We start from the raw sequence: 17,387 nt of genomic DNA on the forward strand, positions 1-17,387 counted from the left end.
CCCTGGGTGACACGCGTAGAATCGAGTGAACAGTCGTCCCCCGACTTCTACGCGCGTCAATCTCCTGCCTCGCGCCCGGAGTTGTCAAGGTTTCGGCCGGATACGGTCCCTGACGGGGAGATGAACCGGGTGGCATGGGTGGAAATCCGTCTAGGCTGAGCGGCTGAGTCCTTCACGGCCCGAGGAGAACCAGCCGATGTCAGACAGCTCCCCCTGCCGCCCGTACGGCTGCATCCCGAAGCGGAGCTGGCGCGTGCCGCACTGTCCACCCCGTTGCTGTCCCGGGCCGCCCGCCTCGCCCGCTGGGCCGGCCCCGCCACCCGCGTGGACGCGGGTGGCGGCCTGGTCGAGGAGCAGCTGCCGGCCGCCGCCGAGCTGCTCGGGCTGAGCGGGGAGGACGCCGCCGCCCGCGCGAGCGAGGCCTGGCGGATCGCCGTGGACGCCGGGCTGGTCGAGATCACCGGCGAGGAGGGCGGGACCGTGACGGCCGGCGGGGAGCTGGCCCTGCTCACCGGCGGCTCCCCGCACGACGTGCTCGGCGTGTGGCTCGCCGCCCTGGAGGCCGTCGTCGCGGACGCGAGCGTCCCGGACCTCGACGGACTGGCCGACGCCCTGGAGGGGAACGGCGAGGTCGATTTCTCGTCACTCGGCTGGGACCCGCAGGCCGAGGCGGATTTCCTCGACGGCGTCCTCGGCAACCTCTACCTGCTCACCCTCAGTGAGGACGGCCCCGGTGACAGCCCCGTCCCGCTGCCCGCCCTCGTCGCCTCGGTGATCGCGCCCGGCGACATGGCCGACCCCACCAACGACGTCCTGGAGCGGATCTCCGACGCGATGATGCGCCTGGACGACCAGTTCCGGATGCTGGAGCCGATCGGGCTGGTCGCCTACCAGCCCGTGGACGAGGCGCTGCTGACCGACTCCGGCGAGGAGCCCGCGGAACCGCTGGACGACACCGACGTCGCCCGCTACGGCATGGTCCGGCTCACCCCGCTCGGCGTGTACGGACTGCGGACGCGGCTGCTGGAGGCCGGGTTCACGGCCCCCGCCGTCGGCGAACTCGCCGACAAGGGCGCCGACGCGCTGCTCGACGGCACCGCGCGCTTCGGGCAGTCCGCCGCACGCGCCGAGACCGAGCAGTGGCTGGCCCGCCGCGAAGCGCCGGCCGCAGCGCGGGAGCTGCTGGCGGCGGCGCGGGGCACCGACCCGGGCGCCCCGCTGCGCCGGCTGCGCTGCCAGCAGGCGCTGTCGCTCATCGGCACGGAGGCCGAGCCGGCCCTGCGCGAGGTCCTCGGCGATCCCGAACTGGGCGGGCTCGCCCGGGTCTGGCTCAGCGAACGGGGCGCCTGCGACGTGCCGGCGCCGTCACCGGAGCTGGTGTTCTGGCTGACCGTCGACACCATCGCCGCGCAGCTCCAGGCCGAGGGCAACTCCGAGGAACTGCAGGCGCTGGTGGAGGGCCTGGCCGAGCAGCACAGCGGGTTCTTCGCGGCGGCGTGGCGGGTCGGGCACCCGGCGACCCCGGACGTGCTGGAGGCCATGGGGCGGCTGCACCCGGACAAGAAGGTGGCCAAGGAGGCCCGCAAGGCGGCCTTCAAGGCCCGCTCCCGGCAGGGGGCGTGAGGGCCGGGCCGGACGCGGGGACCGGCCCGGCGGCCGCGCGGGGCATGACCGTGCACGGGGCGCGAGCGCGGACGGGCGGAGGAAGCCGGCCGGTGCTTTGACTTGCCGTGGTGCGGCGCATGCGGATTCATGGAACGAACACCCCGGACGCGGTCCGGTGTTCAGCTCCCGTTCAGCCACGGCCGGGAGCGTGTCGCCGGAATCGGAGCCCGCCACCCTCCACGGCACTTCCACCGTCTCAGGAGACACCATGTCGCTCACCCGCAGGGACTTCGCCAGAAAATCCGCGATCACCGGTGCCGGGATCGCCCTGGCGGGCAGCGTCGGCGCGCTCGCCACCGCTCCCCACGCCCTCGCGTCCACCGGGACCGGCACCGACGGCGCCGACGGCACGGGCGCCGCGTCGGCACCCGGCCACCACGGCATCGGCTACGGGCCGCTCGTCCCGGACCCGGACGGCATCCTCGCCCTGCCCGCGGGCTTCTCCTACGAGATCGTCACCTACAGCGGCCGGACCAGGCTGGAGTCCGGCGAGTTCACCCCGTCCAACCACGACGGCACCGCCGCCTTCCAGGGTCCCCGCGGCACCACCCTGCTCGTCAACAACCACGAGCTGAAGGGCCCGCGCGCCGACTGGCAGCACCCGGTGCCGCTCACCGAGGGCCTGGTCTACGACCCCGCCGCCGCCGGTGGCTGCACGGTGGTCGAGGTCCGCCGCGACCACGTCGCCGAGTGGGTCGGCATCGCCGGCACCTCCACCAACTGCGCGGGCGGCAACACCCCCTGGGGCACCTGGCTCACCTGCGAGGAGACCGAGGACAGGGCCGGCCAGAACGGCATGACCAAGGACCACGGCTACGTCTTCGAGGTCGACCCCGCCGACCGCCGGGCCAACCGCGGCCCCAAGCCCGTCAAGGCGCTCGGCCGCTACGCCCACGAGGCCGTCGTGGTCGACCCCGGGCGCGGCCACCTGTACCTCACCGAGGACGCCTCCGGCCCCAACGGCCTGCTCTACCGCTGGACCCCGCCGGAGGGCTTCCGCCACGGCCGCGGCAGGCTGCGCACCCTCGCCGACGACGCCGGTGTGCTCCAGGCCTTCAGGTGCTTCGACTCCGGCGGCAAGTTCGTCGACGACCTCTCCCGCGCCACGCGGACCGGCACGGTCTACGGCGTCGACTGGGTGGACGTCCCCGACCGGGACGCCGGGACCGTCCCGGTGCGCAAGCAGTTCGCCGACGGCCGGGTCACCCGCGCCCGCAAGCTGGAGGGCATGTGGTGGGCCGACGGCGGCGCCTACGTCGTCTCCTCCTACGCCCGCGGGGAGAGCCCGGTCCAGCACGACGGACAGGTCTGGTTCTACGACCCCAAGCGGCGCACCCTCACCCTGAAGGTCCTGCTCGGCGTGAACCCGGACGCCTCCGCCGACGGCGCCTTCGACGGCCCGGACAACATCACCGTCTCCCCGTACGGCGGGCTCGTCATCGCCGAGGACGGCGAGGGCGTCCAGCACCTGTTCGGCGCGACCGACAGCGGCCGCACCTACCCGATCGCCCGCAACGAGCTGAACATCGGCACCGAGGAGGAGCCGGAGTACAGCGAGTTCACCGGCGTCACCTTCTCGCCCGACGGCCGCACCCTGTTCGCCAACATCCAGACCCCGGGCATCATGCTGGCCGTCACGGGGCCCTGGAAGCGGCAGAAGCGCGGCTGAGGCCCGCGCCGGCACCGGCGCTCCCGCCCCTCCCGCGGCCTGCCCGCCCCCGGTGGGCGGGCCGCGGGCGCGCGCCGGGGCCGGGGACCCTCCCGCGGCCGGGAGCTACAGGGCGCGGGCTCCGGGATCCACCATGTTGCGCACCGTGCGGGCCTTCACGAAGTCGCCCAGGGCCGTCATGTCCCACTCGCCGGAGAACTGGCGGACGAGCTTGGCCATGAGCACGCCCGTCTGCGGCTGGGCGCCGGTGAGGTCGAAGCGGACCAGTTCCTCGTCCGTGGCCGCGTCCACCAGGCGGCAGTAGGCCTTGGCGACCTCCGTGAACTTCTGGCCGGAGAAGGAGTTGACCGTGAAGACCAGGCCGGTGACCTCCTGCGGGAGCCGACCGAGGTCGACCGTGATCACCTCGTCGTCGCCGCCGCCCTCACCGGTGAGGTTGTCGCCGGAGTGCTTGACCGCGCCCTTCAGGATGGTCAGCTTGCCGAAGTAGCAGCTGTCGATGGGGTTGCGCTGCGGGCCGTAGGCGATGACCGAGGCGTCCAGGTCGATGTCCCTGCCGCGGAACGCGGGCTCCCAGCCCAGGCCCATCCGCACCTGGGACAGCAGCGGGCGGCCCCCCTTGACGAGGGACACCGTCTGGTTCTTCTGCAGGCTGACCCGGCCCTTGTCCAGGTTGACCTTCCCGGCGCCGGGCGCCGGGGCGGGCGGGGCCGGGGGAGCGGCGGGCGGGGCGGGGGCGGCGACCGGGGGCTGCGCGGCGGGGGCCGGCGGGGCGGGCGGCTGCGGCGCGGCGGCGGGGGCGCCGGCCGGCTCCTCCACGCTCACGCCGAAGTCGGTCGCGATGCCGGCCAGCCCGTCGGCGTACCCCTGGCCGACGGCCCGGACCTTCCACTGCTCGCCGCGCCGGTAGATCTCCACGACCACCAGCGCGGTCTCCCCGCCGAGCCGCGGGGGCGTGAAGGTGGCCAGGACCGCACCGCCGTCGGCGTCGCGGACCGTGGCCGTCGGCTCGATGCCCTGGAAGGTCTGGCCGGCCGCGTCCGGGCTCGCCGTGACGACGATCTTCTCGATGCCCGGCGGTACGGCGGCGGTGTCGACCGTGATCGCGTCGGGGGCGGCACCGCCGCCGGACCGGTACGTCACGCCCGGTCCGGCGGGCTGGTTGTAGAAGATGAAGTCGTCGTCGGAGCGCACCTTGCCGTCGGCGGTGAGCAGCAGGCCCGACACGTCGAGCCGTACCGGCGCGGCGACGTCCACCGCCACGCGGGCGGCCGGCAGGGGGATGTTCGAGCCAGGGGTCATAGCTGTCATGCCGGATGAACGAGCGGGGGCGCTTTGCCGTTCCCTTACCCTGGCATCCGGGTCCCCGTCCGCCGGGTGAGCCGGTGCTACGACGGCACCACCACGATCTTGCGCCCCACCCCGGCCGCGAACTGCTCCAGCGCCTGCGGGTACCGGTCGAGCGGGATCCGGTCGCTGATGAAGACGTCCGGGTCCAGCACCCCGCCCGCGAACAGCTCGGCCGCCCGCTCGAAGCTGTGCAGCACCGCCATGGAGCCGGTGATGGTGATCTCCTGGTTGTAGATGCGGTACGGGTCGATCGTCACCCGGGTCGCGTAGTCGGCCACCCCGAACTGCAGGAACGTGCCGGCCTTCGCCACCCGGCCCAGGCCGTCCTGGATCGCCGCCGCGTTGCCCGTCGCGTCGACCACGATGTCCCAGCCCCGCGGCCGGTCCAGTTCGTCCGCGCCCGTCGCCGCGGCCGAGACGCCGAGCCGGCGGGCGGTCTCCAGGCGGGCCGGGTTGACGTCCACCATGTCGACGCTCGCCGCGCCCGTCCGCTTGGCCAGCTCCAGCATCATCAGGCCCATGGTCCCGGAGCCGTAGATCAGCACGTGGGCGCCCAGCCTGGACCGGAGGATGTCGTAGCCGCGCACCGCGCAGGACAGCGGCTCCACCAGGGCCGCGTCCTCGGTGCGCACGTGCTCGGGCAGCTTCACGCAGTTGGCCACGGGCGCCACCGCGTACTGGGCCGCGCCGCCCGCGGTCGTCACGCCGATCGCGGCCCACCGCTCGCACATGTTGTTGTGGCCGTCGCGGCAGTAGCGGCACTCGTAGCAGTACAGCGAGGGGTCCACGGCCACCCGGTCGCCGACCGCGACCTCGGTGACCTGGGTGCCGACCCCGACCACCGTGCCCGCGAACTCGTGCCCGGGGACGATCGGCAGCTTGGGCGCGAACTCGCCCTGGAGGATGTGCAGGTCCGTGCCGCACAGGCCGCAGGCGGCCACCTCGACGACGACGTCCCGCGGCCCCGGGGTCGGGTCGGGGACCTCGGTGACGACGGCGCGGCCCACGGACTCGATGACGGCGGCCTTCATTTCACGGCTCCCAAAGACAGGCCCTGGACCAGCTTGTCCTGGGCGGCGAATCCCGCGGCGAGCACCGGCAGGGAGATGACGAGCGACGCGGCGCACACCTTGGCCAGGAACAGGCCCTGGCTGGTGATGAAGCCGGTCAGGAAGACGGGGGCGGTCTCGGCGACCACGCCCGTGAGGACCCGGGCGAACAACAGTTCGTTCCAGCTGAAGATGAAGCAGATCAGGGCGGTGGCGGCGATGCCGGGCAGGGCGATCGGGGCCACCACGCGCGCCAGGACCGTCGGCAGGCGCGCACCGTCCACCCGGGCCGCCTCGATCACCGCGACCGGGACCTCGGCGAGGAAGGACTGCATCATCCACACCGCGATCGGCAGGTTCATGGAGGTGTAGAGGATGACCAGCAGCCAGATGTTGTCGAGCATGCCGGCGTTCTTGGCGAACAGGTAGACGGGCAGCAGGCCCGCCACGGCCGGCAGCATCTTCGTGGACAGGAAGAAGAACAGGACGTTCGTCCACTTGCGGACCGGCCGGATCGACAGCGCGTAGGCGGCCGGCAGGGCGAGCAGCAGCACGCACAGCGTGGAGACCAGCGAGGCCACCGCCGAGTTGATCAGCGCGGGCCACGGGCTCGCCCCGCCGCCGGCGCCGAAGAAGTCGCGGTAGCCGTCCAGGGTGAGGGAGGCGGCGAAGGACGGCGGGTTGGTCGCCGCGTCCGCCTCGGAGTGGAAGGACGTCAGGGCCATCCACGCGACGGGCAGGAAGAACAGGATGCCGGCCAACCAGGCCACCAGGCCCAGGCCGCGTCCTTTGAGTGCCTTGCGGCGTACGGCCGTGGTGCTCATGCGCGGGACACCTCCTCGCGAAACAGGGACGACACCACGCGCAGGGCGAAGGTCGCGATGACGATGGAGCCGATGACCACCAGGACGCCCGCGGCCGAGGCGAGGCCGTTCTCGTGGGCCTGGTAGAAGCTCTGGTAGACGGTGTAGGGCAGGTTGGCGGTGCCGAGACCGCCGGAGGTGATGGTGAACACCGCGTCGAAGTTCTGGACGATGTAGATGGAGCCCAGCAGGGCGCCCAGCTCCAGGTAGCGGCGCAGGTGGGGCAGGGTGAGGTGGCGGAAGATCTGCCAGTCGCTGGCGCCGTCGACCCGGGCGGCCTCGATCTGCTGCTGGTCCCGGCTCTGCAGCCCGGCCAGCAGGATCAGCATCATGAACGGCGTCCACTGCCACACCAGGGAGGCCTCGACCGCGAGCAGCGGGGTCTTCGAGATCCAGTCCGGCTGGGGTCCGCCCACATAGTGCAGCAAGCCGTTGAACAGGCCGTATTCAGGGTTGTAGAGCACATGCTTCCAGAGCAGGGCCGCGGCGACGGGCACCACCAGGAAGGGGGCGATGAGGAGGGTGCGCACGATCCCCCGGCCGCGGAACCTGCGGTCCAGCAGCAGGGCCAGTGCCAGGCCGAGGACCAGGCTGGCCAGCACCACCCCCACCGTGAGCAGCACGGTCGTCCACACCGAGTGGCGCAGGTCCGCGTCGCTCAGCACCTGGCGGTAGTTGTCGAACCAGGTGAAGCGGCGGGCCTTGGGGTAGAGGGCGTTCCAGTCGAAGAAGGAGATCACCAGCGTGGCCACGAACGGCAGCTGGGTCACCGCGATCATGAAGATCAGGGCCGGCAGGAGCGGGGCCCGGGTGGCCCAGGCGCGCAGCCGGGCCGGGGGCTGGTTCAGCGTCCGCGCGGGGGCGGTCGCCATCGGTGCCGTGGTCGTGGCGGTCATCGTCCCTCGTACTCCTTGGCGATCTTCTCGGCGAGCTGCTGGGACTTCCTCAGGGCCGACCCGACGGACTGGCGCCCGGCGATGGCCGCGCTGATCTCCTGGGAGACCTTCGTGCCCAGGTCGGTGAACTCGGGGATGTCCACGAACTGGATGCCGGGCGCCGGACGCGGCTGCACACCGGGGTCGTTCGGGCGGGCGCTCTCGATGGCCTCCTTGGTCATGTCCTGGAAGGCGGCCGCCTCCTTGCGGTACGCGGCGTTGGTGTACGTCGACGCGCGCTTGCCCGCCGGGACGTTGGACCAGCCGCTGGTGTCGCCGACCAGTTGCTCGTAGCCCTTGCCCGATGCCCAGGAGACGAACTTCCAGGCCTTGTCGGGGTTGCGGGAGGCCTTCTGGATGCCCCAGGCCCAGGTGTAGAGCCAGCCGGAGGACCCGGTCTTCTCCACGGGGGCGGGGGCGTAGCCGAGCTTGCCCTTGACCGGGGACTTGGCGGCCTCCAGCAGTCCGGCCGCCGAGGTGGCGTCGTACCACATGGCGACCTTGCCCTGGGTCATGTCGTTGAGGCACTCGGCGAAGCCGGACTGGGCCGCGCCCGACTCGCCGTGCTGCCGGACCAGGCCGACGTAGAAGTCGGTCGCCTTCTCGAACTCGGGCGAGTCCAGGCGTGCCTTCCAGTCCTTGTCGAACCAGGTGCCGCCGAAGGTGTTCACCACGGTGGTCAGCGGTGCCATCAGCTCGCCCCAGCCGGGCAGGCCGCGCAGGCAGATGCCCTTCATGCCCGGCTCGGCGCCGTCCGCCTTCGCGGCCAGGTCGGCGACCTGCTGCCAGGTGGGGTGCGCGGGCATCTTCAGGCCCTTCGCCGCGAACACGTCCTTGCGGTACATCAGGAAGGACGACTCGCCGTAGAAGGGCTGCCCGTAGAGCTTGCCGTCGTCGCCGGTGAGGGACTGGCGCATCGGCTTCAGCACGTCCTGCTGGTCGTACGCCCGGTCCCGGGCGGCGTACGTGTCCATGTCGCGCAGCCAGCCGTTGCGGGCGTAGATCGGTATCTCGTAGTTGGACAGGGTGGCCACGTCGTACTGGCCGGCCTGGTTGGCGAAGTCCTGGCTGATCTTGTCGCGGACGTCGTTCTCGGGCAGCACCGTGAAGTTGACCTTGATGCCGGTCTCCTTCGTGAAGTGCGCCGCGGTCAGCTTCTGCAACTCCGTCATCTGCGGGTTGTTGACCATCAGCACGTTGATGGAGTCGCCGCCTGACCCGGTCCCGCCCGCTCCGGCCCAGCAGCCGGAGAGCAGCGGGGCGAGCAGCGTCCCAGCGGCGGCCATGGCGAGCGTGACTCGCGGCCTCCGTCGGCTCGGGGTGCGCATGGATCGCTCCTGGATGTATGGGGAGATAAGGGGCGTCCGTGGGTGCGGAGTGCCCCTTCACAGGGGTGGGGTGAAACGTCAGACCCGGATGACCTGCGGGCCCAGCAGGGAGTAGCGGTGCGCCTCGGCCGTCGGCAGCAGCGTGCTCGTCACGATCGTCTCCAGGGCGCCGACCTCGGCGAACCGGCAGAAGCTGACCGCTCCGAACTTGGTGTGCACGCCGGTGAAGACCGTGCGCCGGGCGGCGCGCACCGCCTGGGCCTTGACCTCGCTGACCGCGGGATCGGGGGTGGTCAGGCCGTGCTCGCGCGAGATGCCGTTGGCACCGATGAAGGCGAGGTCGATGACGAAGCCGGACAGCATCCTCGTCGTCCAGTGGTCGACGGTCGCCAGCGTGCCGGGGCGGACCCGGCCGCCGAGCAGCAGGACCGACACGTTCCCGGTCTTGGCGAGCGCGCCCGCGACCGACAGGGACGCGGTGACCACGGTCAGCGCCCGGTCCGCCGGCAGGGCCTCGGCGATGAGCTGCGGGGTGAAGCCCTCGTCGATGAACACCGTCTCGGCGTCGCCGAGCAGTTCGGCCGCGGCGGCCGCGATCCGGCGCTTCTCGGGGACGTGGCTGGTGGCCCGGAAGGCGAGCGTCGTCTCGAAACCGGCGCTCTCGACCGGGTAGGCGCCGCCGTGCGTACGGCGGACCAGGCCGTGGTCCTCCAGAGCGCGCAGATCGCGCCTGATCGTCTCCTTGGCCACGCCCAGCTCTTCGGCGAGCGCGGTGACGTCGACCGAGCCGGCGGTGCGTGCGGCGCGCACGATCTCCCGCTGACGCTCCTCGGCCGTCCGCGTGCTCATGGATGTCACCCACTTCCCTGTGGTGCTGCCCGTTCGGGCTCGTGGGAAGTTCTACAGCGGGTGGGCGGCGCCTGACCAGGCCTGTTGGGGGCCCGATCCTGCCCGGGTGTGCCCGGTTGCCCGGTGACGTGCCCCACCCGGACCTGCGCCGCTGCCGGAGGGGGAGTGGGAGCGGGCACGCCGGATGCCCGATTGGGCGGACCGCCGCGCCTGTTCGGTGCCCGCGTGCCCGCGCGGACGGCGATTTTCCGCCGCCGGGAGGTCAGTACGGCCAGAGCGGCGGGTCCGTGAGGAAGGTGCCGCCGAGGTGGTGCCGGGCCGGGTCCCGCGGGTCCGCTTCGCCCTGCTCGGCGAGCAGTTTCCCCGCGTACGGCTCGGAGTCGTCCTGCGGGTCGTAGCCGAGGGCCCGGGCGCTGGTCAGGTCCCACCACAGGCGGGTGTTGGCCGAGGAGCCGTAGACCACGGTGTGGCCGACGCCCTCGGCGGTCAGGGCCGCGTGGAAGAGGCGGGCGCCGTCGGCGGGGCTCATCCACAGCGAGAGCATGCGCACGCTGGTCGGCTCCGGGAAGCAGGAACCGATGCGCACGGAGACGGTCTCCAGGCCGTGCTTGTCCCAGTAGAGCTGGGCGAGGTCCTCGCCGAAGGACTTGGACAGGCCGTAGAAGGTGTCGGGCCGGCGCGGGGTGTCGACCGGGATCGGGGCGTCGCCCACACCGGGGACGGGGGTGAAGCCGACGGCGTGGTTGGAGGAGGCGAAGACGATCCGCGGGACGCCCTCCTGGCGGGCGGCCTCGTAGAGGCGGTAGGTGCCCTCGATGTTGGACTTCAGGATCTTCTCGAACGGGGCTTCCAGGGAGATGCCCGCGAGGTGGAGGACGGCGTCCACGCCCCGCACCGCCTCGCGCAGCGCCTCCGTGTCGGTGAGGTCCGCGGTGATCGCGCCGGGCTCGTCCTCGATCGGGCGGACGTCGAACAGGCGCAGCGCGTAGCCGTACTCCGGCAGCAGGGACCGCATCAGGGTGCCGAGCCCGCCGGCGGCGCCGGTGAGCAGAAGGGTGCGGGGAGCGGGCATCCTCGATCTCCTCGATGTCCTCGGAAGCGCCGGGTCGCCGCCGCGTGCGTGGACGGCATTCACATGCATGGACACGCTAGAGAGCCTTCGGGTGCGGGTCAAGGGTGCCGCGGTGTGCGGACACTGCCCCTGTGTTGCGCGATCGACCGCTTGACCGGCGCGGAGGGCTGCCCGTAGCGTGCAGTCGTTCAGGAATGTAAACATTGATCATAGACATGCACCAATGGCGTGCATCGACAGGGAGCGCCCGTGACGCCAGCCCCTCTCGCCGCCCGGCTCCGCGACCCCAGCGGGCCGCTCTTCTTCCCCGTCACCGCCTACGGCCCCGACGGCTCCGTCGACCTGGGCGCCTACCGCACGCACGTCCGTGAGGGCATCGCGGCCGGTGCCGCCGCCGTGTTCGCCTGCTGCGGCACCGGAGAGTTCCACGCGCTGCTGCCGGAGGAGTTCCAGGCGTGCGTTCGGGCCGCCGTGGAGGCGGCCGGCGGGCGGGTCCCGGTCGTCGCCGGCGCCGGCTACGGCACCGCGCTCGCCGTCCGCTACGCCCGCCTCGCCGAGGACGCGGGCGCCGACGGACTCCTCGCGATGCCGCCGTACCTCGTGCTCGCCGGCCAGGAGGGCCTGCTGCGGCACTACCGGGAGATCGCCGCCGCCACCGGCCTGCCGGTGATCGTCTACCAGCGCGACAACGCCGTCTTCACCCCCGCGACGGTGGTCCGGCTGGCCCGCACCGACGGGATCATCGGCCTCAAGGACGGCCTGGGCGACCTGGACCTCATGCAGCGCGTCGTCAGCGCCGTCCGCACCGAGGTCCCCGGCGACTTCCTCTACTTCAACGGCCTGCCCACCGCCGAGCAGACCCAGCTCGCCTACCGCGCGCTCGGCATCACCCTGTACTCCTCGGCGGTGTTCTGCTTCGCACCCGAAATCGCCCTCGCCTTCCACCGGGCCCTGGCCGCGGGCGACGGGGCGACCACGGCCCGCCTCCTGGACGGCTTCTACCGCCCGTTCGTCGAACTGCGCGCCCAGGGCCGCGGTTACGCCGTCTCGCTGGTCAAGGCGGGCGTGCGGCTGCGCGGCCTGGACGTCGGCGGGGTGCGGCCCCCGCTGCAGGAACCGGCCGAGGACCACGTCGAGCAGCTCGCCCGGCTCATCGAGCGGGGGCGGGCGCTGCTGGGGGAGGACGCGTGAAGGCGTCGGCGTTCGTCTACCCCTGGGACGTCAACGGCGACCCCGGGGCCCCGGCCCGGATCGCCGCGCTCGGCGTGGAGCAGGTGACCCTCGCCTCCGCCTACCACTCCACCCGCGCCCTGACCCCCCGCCACCCGCGCCACCGCGTCGTCACCGCCGAGTACGCGGCCGTCCTCTACCCGCCGGGCGACCGCTGGGCCGGCCGCGGCCTGCGGCCCCACCCGGCCGGCCGCTGGGCCCCGGGGGACGCCCACGGCGAGGCCGCCGGGGCGCTCGCGGCGGCCGGCCTGGAGGTGCACACCTGGGTCGTCCTCGCGCACAGCTCACGCCTGGGCGCCGAACACCCCGCCACCTCGGTCGTCAACGCCTACGGCGACCCCTACCCGTGGGCCCCCTGCATCGCCCAGCCCGCCACCCGCTCCTACCTGGCCGAGCTGGCCGCCGAGGCCGCCGTGCGCCCCGGCGCGCGCGGCACCGAACTGGAGTCCCTGGGCTGGTACGGCCTCCAGCACCTGCACGCCCACGACAAGATCTCCGGGGTCGGGCTCGGGGAGGCCGGGCAGTACCTGATGTCGCTGTGCTTCTGCCCCTCCTGCCGGGCCGGGTACGGCGAACGGGGCGCCGACGCGGACGAGCTGGCCGCCGCCGTGCGGGCCGCGCTGGAGCCGCTGTGGCGGGGCGCGGCGGACGACGGGGGCTGGCCCGCGGTCGAAGGGCTCCTGGGGGAGGACGGGGCGGCCACCACGCGGGCGTGGCGCGAGGCGACCGCCCGCGGCCTGCAGGAGGAGACCGTCGCCGCCGTGCGCGCCGCCGCGCCCGAGGGTTTCCAGGTGCTGCTGCACGCGGACCCGGTGCCCTACCACTGCGGCGCCAACGCGGGCGTGGACCCCGCCCACATCCTGTCCGTCGCGGACGGCGTGGTGGTGCCGTGCACGGGCGGTACGGCCCTGCTGGCTCCCTTCGCCGGGCACGCGCGCGAAGGGACCGTGCTGGCCGCCAACCTCACGGTCGTCTCCGGGATGGGCGGCAGCCCCGGCACCCTCGCGGCGGACGCGGCCCGCGCGCGTGCGCACGGCGCGACGGAGCTGCGGCTCTACCACGCCGGGCTCGCCTCCGACGCGGACCTGGCGGCGGTGCGCGAGGCGCTGTCCGCGCGCTGGGCGGACGGGCCGGCCGCGGGCCCGCCCGGGGGAGCCGGTCACCGATGAGTTCGGGGGGCGGCGCCGGTCGGCACTCCGTACGGGTACCGCCACCCTGAAGGAGCACGACATGACCATGGTCGACCTGGGCCCGCAGACCCGCGTTGTGGCGGGGCTCGCCGGGGCGGTGGGCGACGGGCAGCTGTCGGCCCCCACCCCGTGCCCGCGCTACGCGGTGCGCAACCTGCTGGGCCACCTGCAGATGCTGGCCGTCGCCTTCCGGGACGCCGCCCGCAAGGACCTCGGGGCGACCACCGGCACCGGTCCGGACGCCGCCGTCCCGGACCTCGGCCCCGGCTGGCGCGAGGAGCTGCCCGCGGCGCTGCGCGAACTCGCCGGGGCCTGGCGCGACCCGGCCGCCTGGACCGGGTCCACCCGTGCGGGCGGCGTGGACCTGCCCGGCGAGGTGGCGGGCGCCGTCGTCGCCGACGAACTGGTGATCCACGGCTGGGACCTGGCCCGCGCGCTCGGCCTGCCCTACGAACCCGATCCGGCCGCCCTGGAGGCGGCCCGCACCTTCCTGGACGCCGCCGCGGGCGACCCGGACGGGGGCGACGGCATCTTCGGCCCGCCCGTCCCGGTCCCGGCAGGGGCGACCCCGCTGGAGCGCGCGGTGGGCCTGAGCGGCCGGGACCCGGGCTGGCGCCGGCCGTAGGACCCCGGGGCCGGCCGCCCCACGCCCCGTCCGGCCCGCGCGGCCCCCGGTCCGCTCCGGACCCCACCGGCCCGCGTGCGCCGGCCGGCCCCGTGTCACCCGGGCCCGTGCGGCCCGCCCCGCCCCTGCTCCGCGCCGACGGGGCCCTCCCGTGCCGGAGGCATTGACGAAAGCCGGACTCCCTCCTACCTTCGGGCATCGTACTTCGTACGTCATATACGAGACGCGATACACGATATCCGAGAGGACCGCATGACCTCCCCGCCCGCCCCGATCCCGTCCCGCACGCAGTACGTGCTGGAGGCGATCAAGCACCGCATCCTCACCGGGCGGCTGACGCCCGGGCAGGCCCTGGTGGAAGTGGAGCTGGCCGCCCAGTTCGGGGTGTCCAAGACCCCGGTGCGCGAAGCGCTGAAGACCCTCGCCGGTACCGGTCTGGTCGTGATGAACCAGTACCGGGGCGTCACGGTGCGCATGGTGGACGCGGACATGGCGCGCGAGGTCTACGACGTGCGGCTGCTCCTCGAACCCGAGGCACTCAGACGCGTCGTGCTGCGCGGCGCCCCCCTGGACGCCGCCCGCGACGCGCTGACCCGCGCCGACGCGGCCACCGACACCGCCGAACGCTCGCTCGCCAACCGCGAGTTCCACCGCGCCCTGTACCTGCCCTGCGGCAACCCGCTGCTCGGCCGGATGCTCGACCAGGTGCGCGACCAGGCCGCCCTCGTGTCGGCCGTGGCCTGGGCGGCCGACCCGTCCTGGCGACGGGAGGCCGCCGAGCACCGGGACATCCTGCGGCTCGCGCTGGACGGCGACGCGGACGGCGCGGCGAGCGCCCTGCACGCCCACATCGCGTCCTTCGTCCGACGGGCTTTCCCCGAGCCCCGCCCAGAGGAGGGCCACCCGTGACCGGCGTGACGTTCGAAGCCCAGCGGGCGGCCCTGGCCGACGTGGTGGCCATCCCGGTGACCCCCTTCGCCGCGGACGGCACCGTCGACCGGAGCGCCCACCGGGCCCTGCTGCGCCGCCTGCTCGACGCCGGGATCAGGACCCTCACCCCGGGCGGCAACACCGGCGAGTTCCACGCCCTCGCCCCCGAGGAGCGCCGCCTGGTCACCGAGTCGGCCGTCGAGGAGGCCGCCGGCCGGGCCGAGGTCCTCGTGGGCGTCGGCCACGACCTGCCCACCGCGATCGCCTCCGCCCGGCACGCCCGCGACCTCGGCGCCCGGATGGTGATGGTCCACCAGCCCGTGCACCCCTACGTCTCGGCCGCCGGCTGGGTCGCCTACCACCGCGCCGTCGCCGAGTCCGTGCCGGAGACCGGCGTGGTCCCCTACGTCCGCGACGCCCGGCTGCCCGGTGCCCGCCTCGCCGAACTCGCCGGCCACTGCCCGAACGTGATCGGCGTCAAGTACGCCGTCCCGGACGCCGCCCGCTTCGCCGCCTTCGCCCGCGACGCCGGCCTGGACCGCTTCGTCTGGGTGGCGGGCCTCGCCGAACCGTACGCGCCCTCCTACTTCTCGGCGGGCGCCACCGGCTTCACCTCCGGGCTCGTGAACGTCGCCCCGGTCCTCTCGCTGAACATGATCGAAGCGCTTCGATCCGGCGACTACCCGGCCGCCATGAAGGTGTGGGAGCAGGTCCGCCGCTTCGAGGAACTGCGCGCCGCCCACGGCTCCGCCCACAACGTCACCGTCGTCAAGGAGGCCCTCGCCGCCCTCGGCCTGTGCCGGCGGGACGTGCGCCCGCCGAGCAGTCCGCTGCCCGAGCAGGAACGCGCCGAGGTCGCCGCCATCGCCGCCGGGTGGTCGCTGTGAACGCCCCCCGCAAGAACCCCGAGGACCTGCGCAGCCACCAGTGGTACGGCACCGGGGGACTGCGCTCCTTCAGCCACCGCGCCCGCACCCGCCAGCTCGGCTACCTCCCCGAGGAACACCTCGGCAAGCCCGTCGTCGCCGTCCTCAACACCTGGTCCGACATCAACCCCTGCCACGTCCACCTGCGCGAGCGCGCCCAGGCCGTCAAGCGCGGGGTGTGGCAGGCGGGCGGCTTCCCGCTGGAGTTCCCGGTCTCCACCCTCAGCGAGACCTTCCAGAAGCCGACCCCCATGCTCTACCGCAACATGCTCGCCATGGAGACCGAGGAACTGCTGCGGTCCTACCCCGTCGACGGCGCGGTCCTCATGGGCGGCTGCGACAAGACCACCCCCGCCCTGCTCATGGGCGCCGCCTCCGCGGACCTGCCCGCCGTCTTCGTGCCGGCCGGGCCCATGCTCCCCGGTCACTGGCGCGGCGAGGTCCTCGGTTCCGGCACCGACATGTGGAAGTACTGGGACGACAGGCGGGCCGGACTCGTCGGCGACTGCGAGATGGCCGAACTGGAGAGCGGCCTGGCCCGCTCGCCCGGCCACTGCATGACCATGGGGACGGCCTCCACGCTGACGGCCGCCGCGGAGGCCCTCGGCGTGACCGTGCCGGGCGCCTCCAGCATCCCGGCGGTGGACTCCGGACACGACCGCATGGCGGCCCGGGCGGGCCTGGCGGCCGTCGAACTGGTGCACCGGGACCGGACGCTGAGCCGGATCCTGACCCGGGAGGCCTTCGAGGACGCCGTCACCACCGTCCTCGGCCTCGGCGGCTCCACCAACGCCGTGATCCACCTGATCGCCATGGCGGGCCGGGCCGGGGTGCGGCTCACCCTGGACGACTTCGACCGCATCGCCCGCACGGTCCCGGTCCTCGCCAACGTCCGCCCCGGCGGGCAGCGGTACCTGATGGAGGACTTCCACTTCGCGGGCGGCCTGCCCGGCTTCCTCTCCCGGATACCCGACCTGCTCCACCTCGACCGGCCGACGGTCACGCACGACACCCTGCGCGAGCAGCTCGCCGGGGCGCGGGTCCACGACGACGACGTGATCCGGCCCCGCGACAACCCGGTCGCCCCCGAGGGCGGGGTCGCCGTCCTGCGCGGCAACCTCTGCCCGGACGGCGCCGTCATCAAGCACATCGCCGCCGAGCCCCGCCTGCTCCGGCACACCGGCCCCGCGGTCGTCTTCGACGACTACCGGACGATGCAGCGCACCATCGACGACCCGTCCCTGGGCATCACCGCCGACAGCGTGCTCGTGCTGCGCAACGCCGGCCCGAAGGGCGGCCCCGGCATGCCCGAGTACGGCATGCTCCCGCTCCCCGGCCACCTGCTCAAGCAGGGCGTGCGGGACATGGTGCGGATCTCCGACGCCCGGATGAGCGGCACGAGTTACGGCGCCTGCGTGCTGCACGTGGCACCGGAGTCGTACGTCGGCGGGCCGCTGGCCCTGGTGCGCACCGGGGACCTGATCACCCTGGACGTCGCGGCGCGCACCCTGTGCCTGCGCGTGGACGAGGAGGAGCTGGCGCGCAGGCGGGCCGCGTGGACGCCGCCGCCCGCGCGCTACGAGCGCGGCTACGGCGCGCTCTACAGCGAACAGATCACCCAGGCCGACACCGGCTGCGACTTCGAGTTCCTGGCCCGCCCCGGCCACGTGCCGGACCCCTACGCAGGCTGATCCCCCGCGCCCCCG

General features: G+C 73.7%; 15 protein-coding genes. 8 read left to right on the forward strand and 7 right to left on the reverse strand.

Annotated features, from left to right (window positions below; translation table 11 throughout):
• Nucleotides 1-213: 213 nt before the first annotated feature.
• Nucleotides 214-1,623 carry a hypothetical protein gene (locus QQY24_RS23740; protein WP_301976342.1) on the forward strand — a complete coding sequence of 470 codons (1,410 nt, stop codon included), beginning with the start codon at nucleotides 214-216 and terminating at the stop codon, nucleotides 1,621-1,623.
• A 250-nt stretch (nucleotides 1,624-1,873) separates the two neighbouring features.
• Nucleotides 1,874-3,334, forward strand: coding sequence for an alkaline phosphatase PhoX (locus tag QQY24_RS23745; protein WP_301974733.1), 1,461 nt, complete (start codon nucleotides 1,874-1,876; stop codon nucleotides 3,332-3,334).
• Nucleotides 3,335-3,439: 105 nt separating this feature from the next.
• Here the strand turns inward: QQY24_RS23745 and QQY24_RS23750 are convergent, their stop codons facing one another.
• The 7 genes from QQY24_RS23750 to QQY24_RS23780 form a co-directional block, all read right to left on the reverse strand.
• Nucleotides 3,440-4,636 carry a TerD family protein gene (locus QQY24_RS23750; RefSeq protein WP_301974734.1) on the reverse strand — a complete coding sequence of 399 codons (1,197 nt, stop codon included), beginning with the start codon at nucleotides 4,634-4,636 and terminating at the stop codon, nucleotides 3,440-3,442.
• 86 nt (nucleotides 4,637-4,722) lie between these two features.
• Nucleotides 4,723-5,715, reverse strand: coding sequence for a zinc-dependent alcohol dehydrogenase family protein (locus tag QQY24_RS23755; RefSeq protein ID WP_301974735.1), 993 nt, complete (start codon nucleotides 5,713-5,715; stop codon nucleotides 4,723-4,725).
• Entirely contained in the window at nucleotides 5,712-6,557 is an 846-nt protein-coding gene (locus QQY24_RS23760; RefSeq protein ID WP_301974736.1) for a carbohydrate ABC transporter permease, read from the reverse strand. The genes QQY24_RS23755 and QQY24_RS23760 overlap by 4 nt, the downstream gene beginning before the upstream one ends.
• Nucleotides 6,554-7,492 carry a carbohydrate ABC transporter permease gene (locus QQY24_RS23765; protein ID WP_301974737.1) on the reverse strand — a complete coding sequence of 313 codons (939 nt, stop codon included), beginning with the start codon at nucleotides 7,490-7,492 and terminating at the stop codon, nucleotides 6,554-6,556. Before QQY24_RS23765 ends, QQY24_RS23760 begins: the two co-directional genes overlap by 4 nt.
• Entirely contained in the window at nucleotides 7,489-8,859 is a 1,371-nt protein-coding gene (locus QQY24_RS23770; RefSeq protein WP_301974738.1) for a sugar ABC transporter substrate-binding protein, read from the reverse strand. The genes QQY24_RS23765 and QQY24_RS23770 overlap by 4 nt, the downstream gene beginning before the upstream one ends.
• A 78-nt stretch (nucleotides 8,860-8,937) precedes the next feature.
• A complete protein-coding gene (locus QQY24_RS23775; RefSeq protein ID WP_301974739.1) occupies nucleotides 8,938-9,708 on the reverse strand; it encodes a DeoR/GlpR family DNA-binding transcription regulator in 771 nt (256 codons plus the stop codon).
• A 262-nt stretch (nucleotides 9,709-9,970) separates the two neighbouring features.
• Nucleotides 9,971-10,780, reverse strand: a complete 810-nt coding sequence (locus tag QQY24_RS23780) for an NAD(P)-dependent oxidoreductase (protein ID WP_301974740.1) — start codon at nucleotides 10,778-10,780, stop codon at nucleotides 9,971-9,973.
• A 249-nt stretch (nucleotides 10,781-11,029) separates the two neighbouring features.
• On the opposite strand from QQY24_RS23780, the gene QQY24_RS23785 reads away from it, so the two are divergent.
• The 6 genes from QQY24_RS23785 (at nucleotide 11,030) to araD (ending at nucleotide 17,372) form a co-directional block, all read left to right on the forward strand.
• Entirely contained in the window at nucleotides 11,030-11,971 is a 942-nt protein-coding gene (locus tag QQY24_RS23785) for a 5-dehydro-4-deoxyglucarate dehydratase (protein ID WP_301974741.1), read from the forward strand.
• Nucleotides 11,968-13,179 (forward strand): hypothetical protein, encoded by a 1,212-nt coding sequence (locus QQY24_RS23790; protein WP_301974742.1) that lies wholly within the window; start codon nucleotides 11,968-11,970, stop codon nucleotides 13,177-13,179. Before QQY24_RS23785 ends, QQY24_RS23790 begins: the two co-directional genes overlap by 4 nt.
• 61 nt (nucleotides 13,180-13,240) lie before the next feature.
• Nucleotides 13,241-13,825, forward strand: a complete 585-nt coding sequence (locus tag QQY24_RS23795; RefSeq protein WP_301974743.1) for a TIGR03086 family metal-binding protein — start codon at nucleotides 13,241-13,243, stop codon at nucleotides 13,823-13,825.
• Between the two features lie 252 nt (nucleotides 13,826-14,077).
• Nucleotides 14,078-14,734, forward strand: coding sequence for a GntR family transcriptional regulator (locus QQY24_RS23800; protein WP_301974744.1), 657 nt, complete (start codon nucleotides 14,078-14,080; stop codon nucleotides 14,732-14,734).
• Entirely contained in the window at nucleotides 14,731-15,642 is a 912-nt protein-coding gene (locus tag QQY24_RS23805) for a dihydrodipicolinate synthase family protein (RefSeq protein ID WP_301974745.1), read from the forward strand. The genes QQY24_RS23800 and QQY24_RS23805 overlap by 4 nt, the downstream gene beginning before the upstream one ends.
• The gene (gene araD, locus QQY24_RS23810) at nucleotides 15,630-17,372 is read left to right on the forward strand and encodes an L-arabinonate dehydratase (RefSeq protein WP_301974746.1); all 1,743 of its coding nucleotides are present in this window, start codon (nucleotides 15,630-15,632) and stop codon (nucleotides 17,370-17,372) included. The genes QQY24_RS23805 and araD overlap by 13 nt, the downstream gene beginning before the upstream one ends.
• The last annotated feature ends 15 nt before the right edge of the window (nucleotides 17,373-17,387 follow it).

The organism is Streptomyces sp. TG1A-8, assembly GCF_030499535.1.
Lineage (GTDB): Bacteria > Actinomycetota > Actinomycetes > Streptomycetales > Streptomycetaceae > Streptomyces.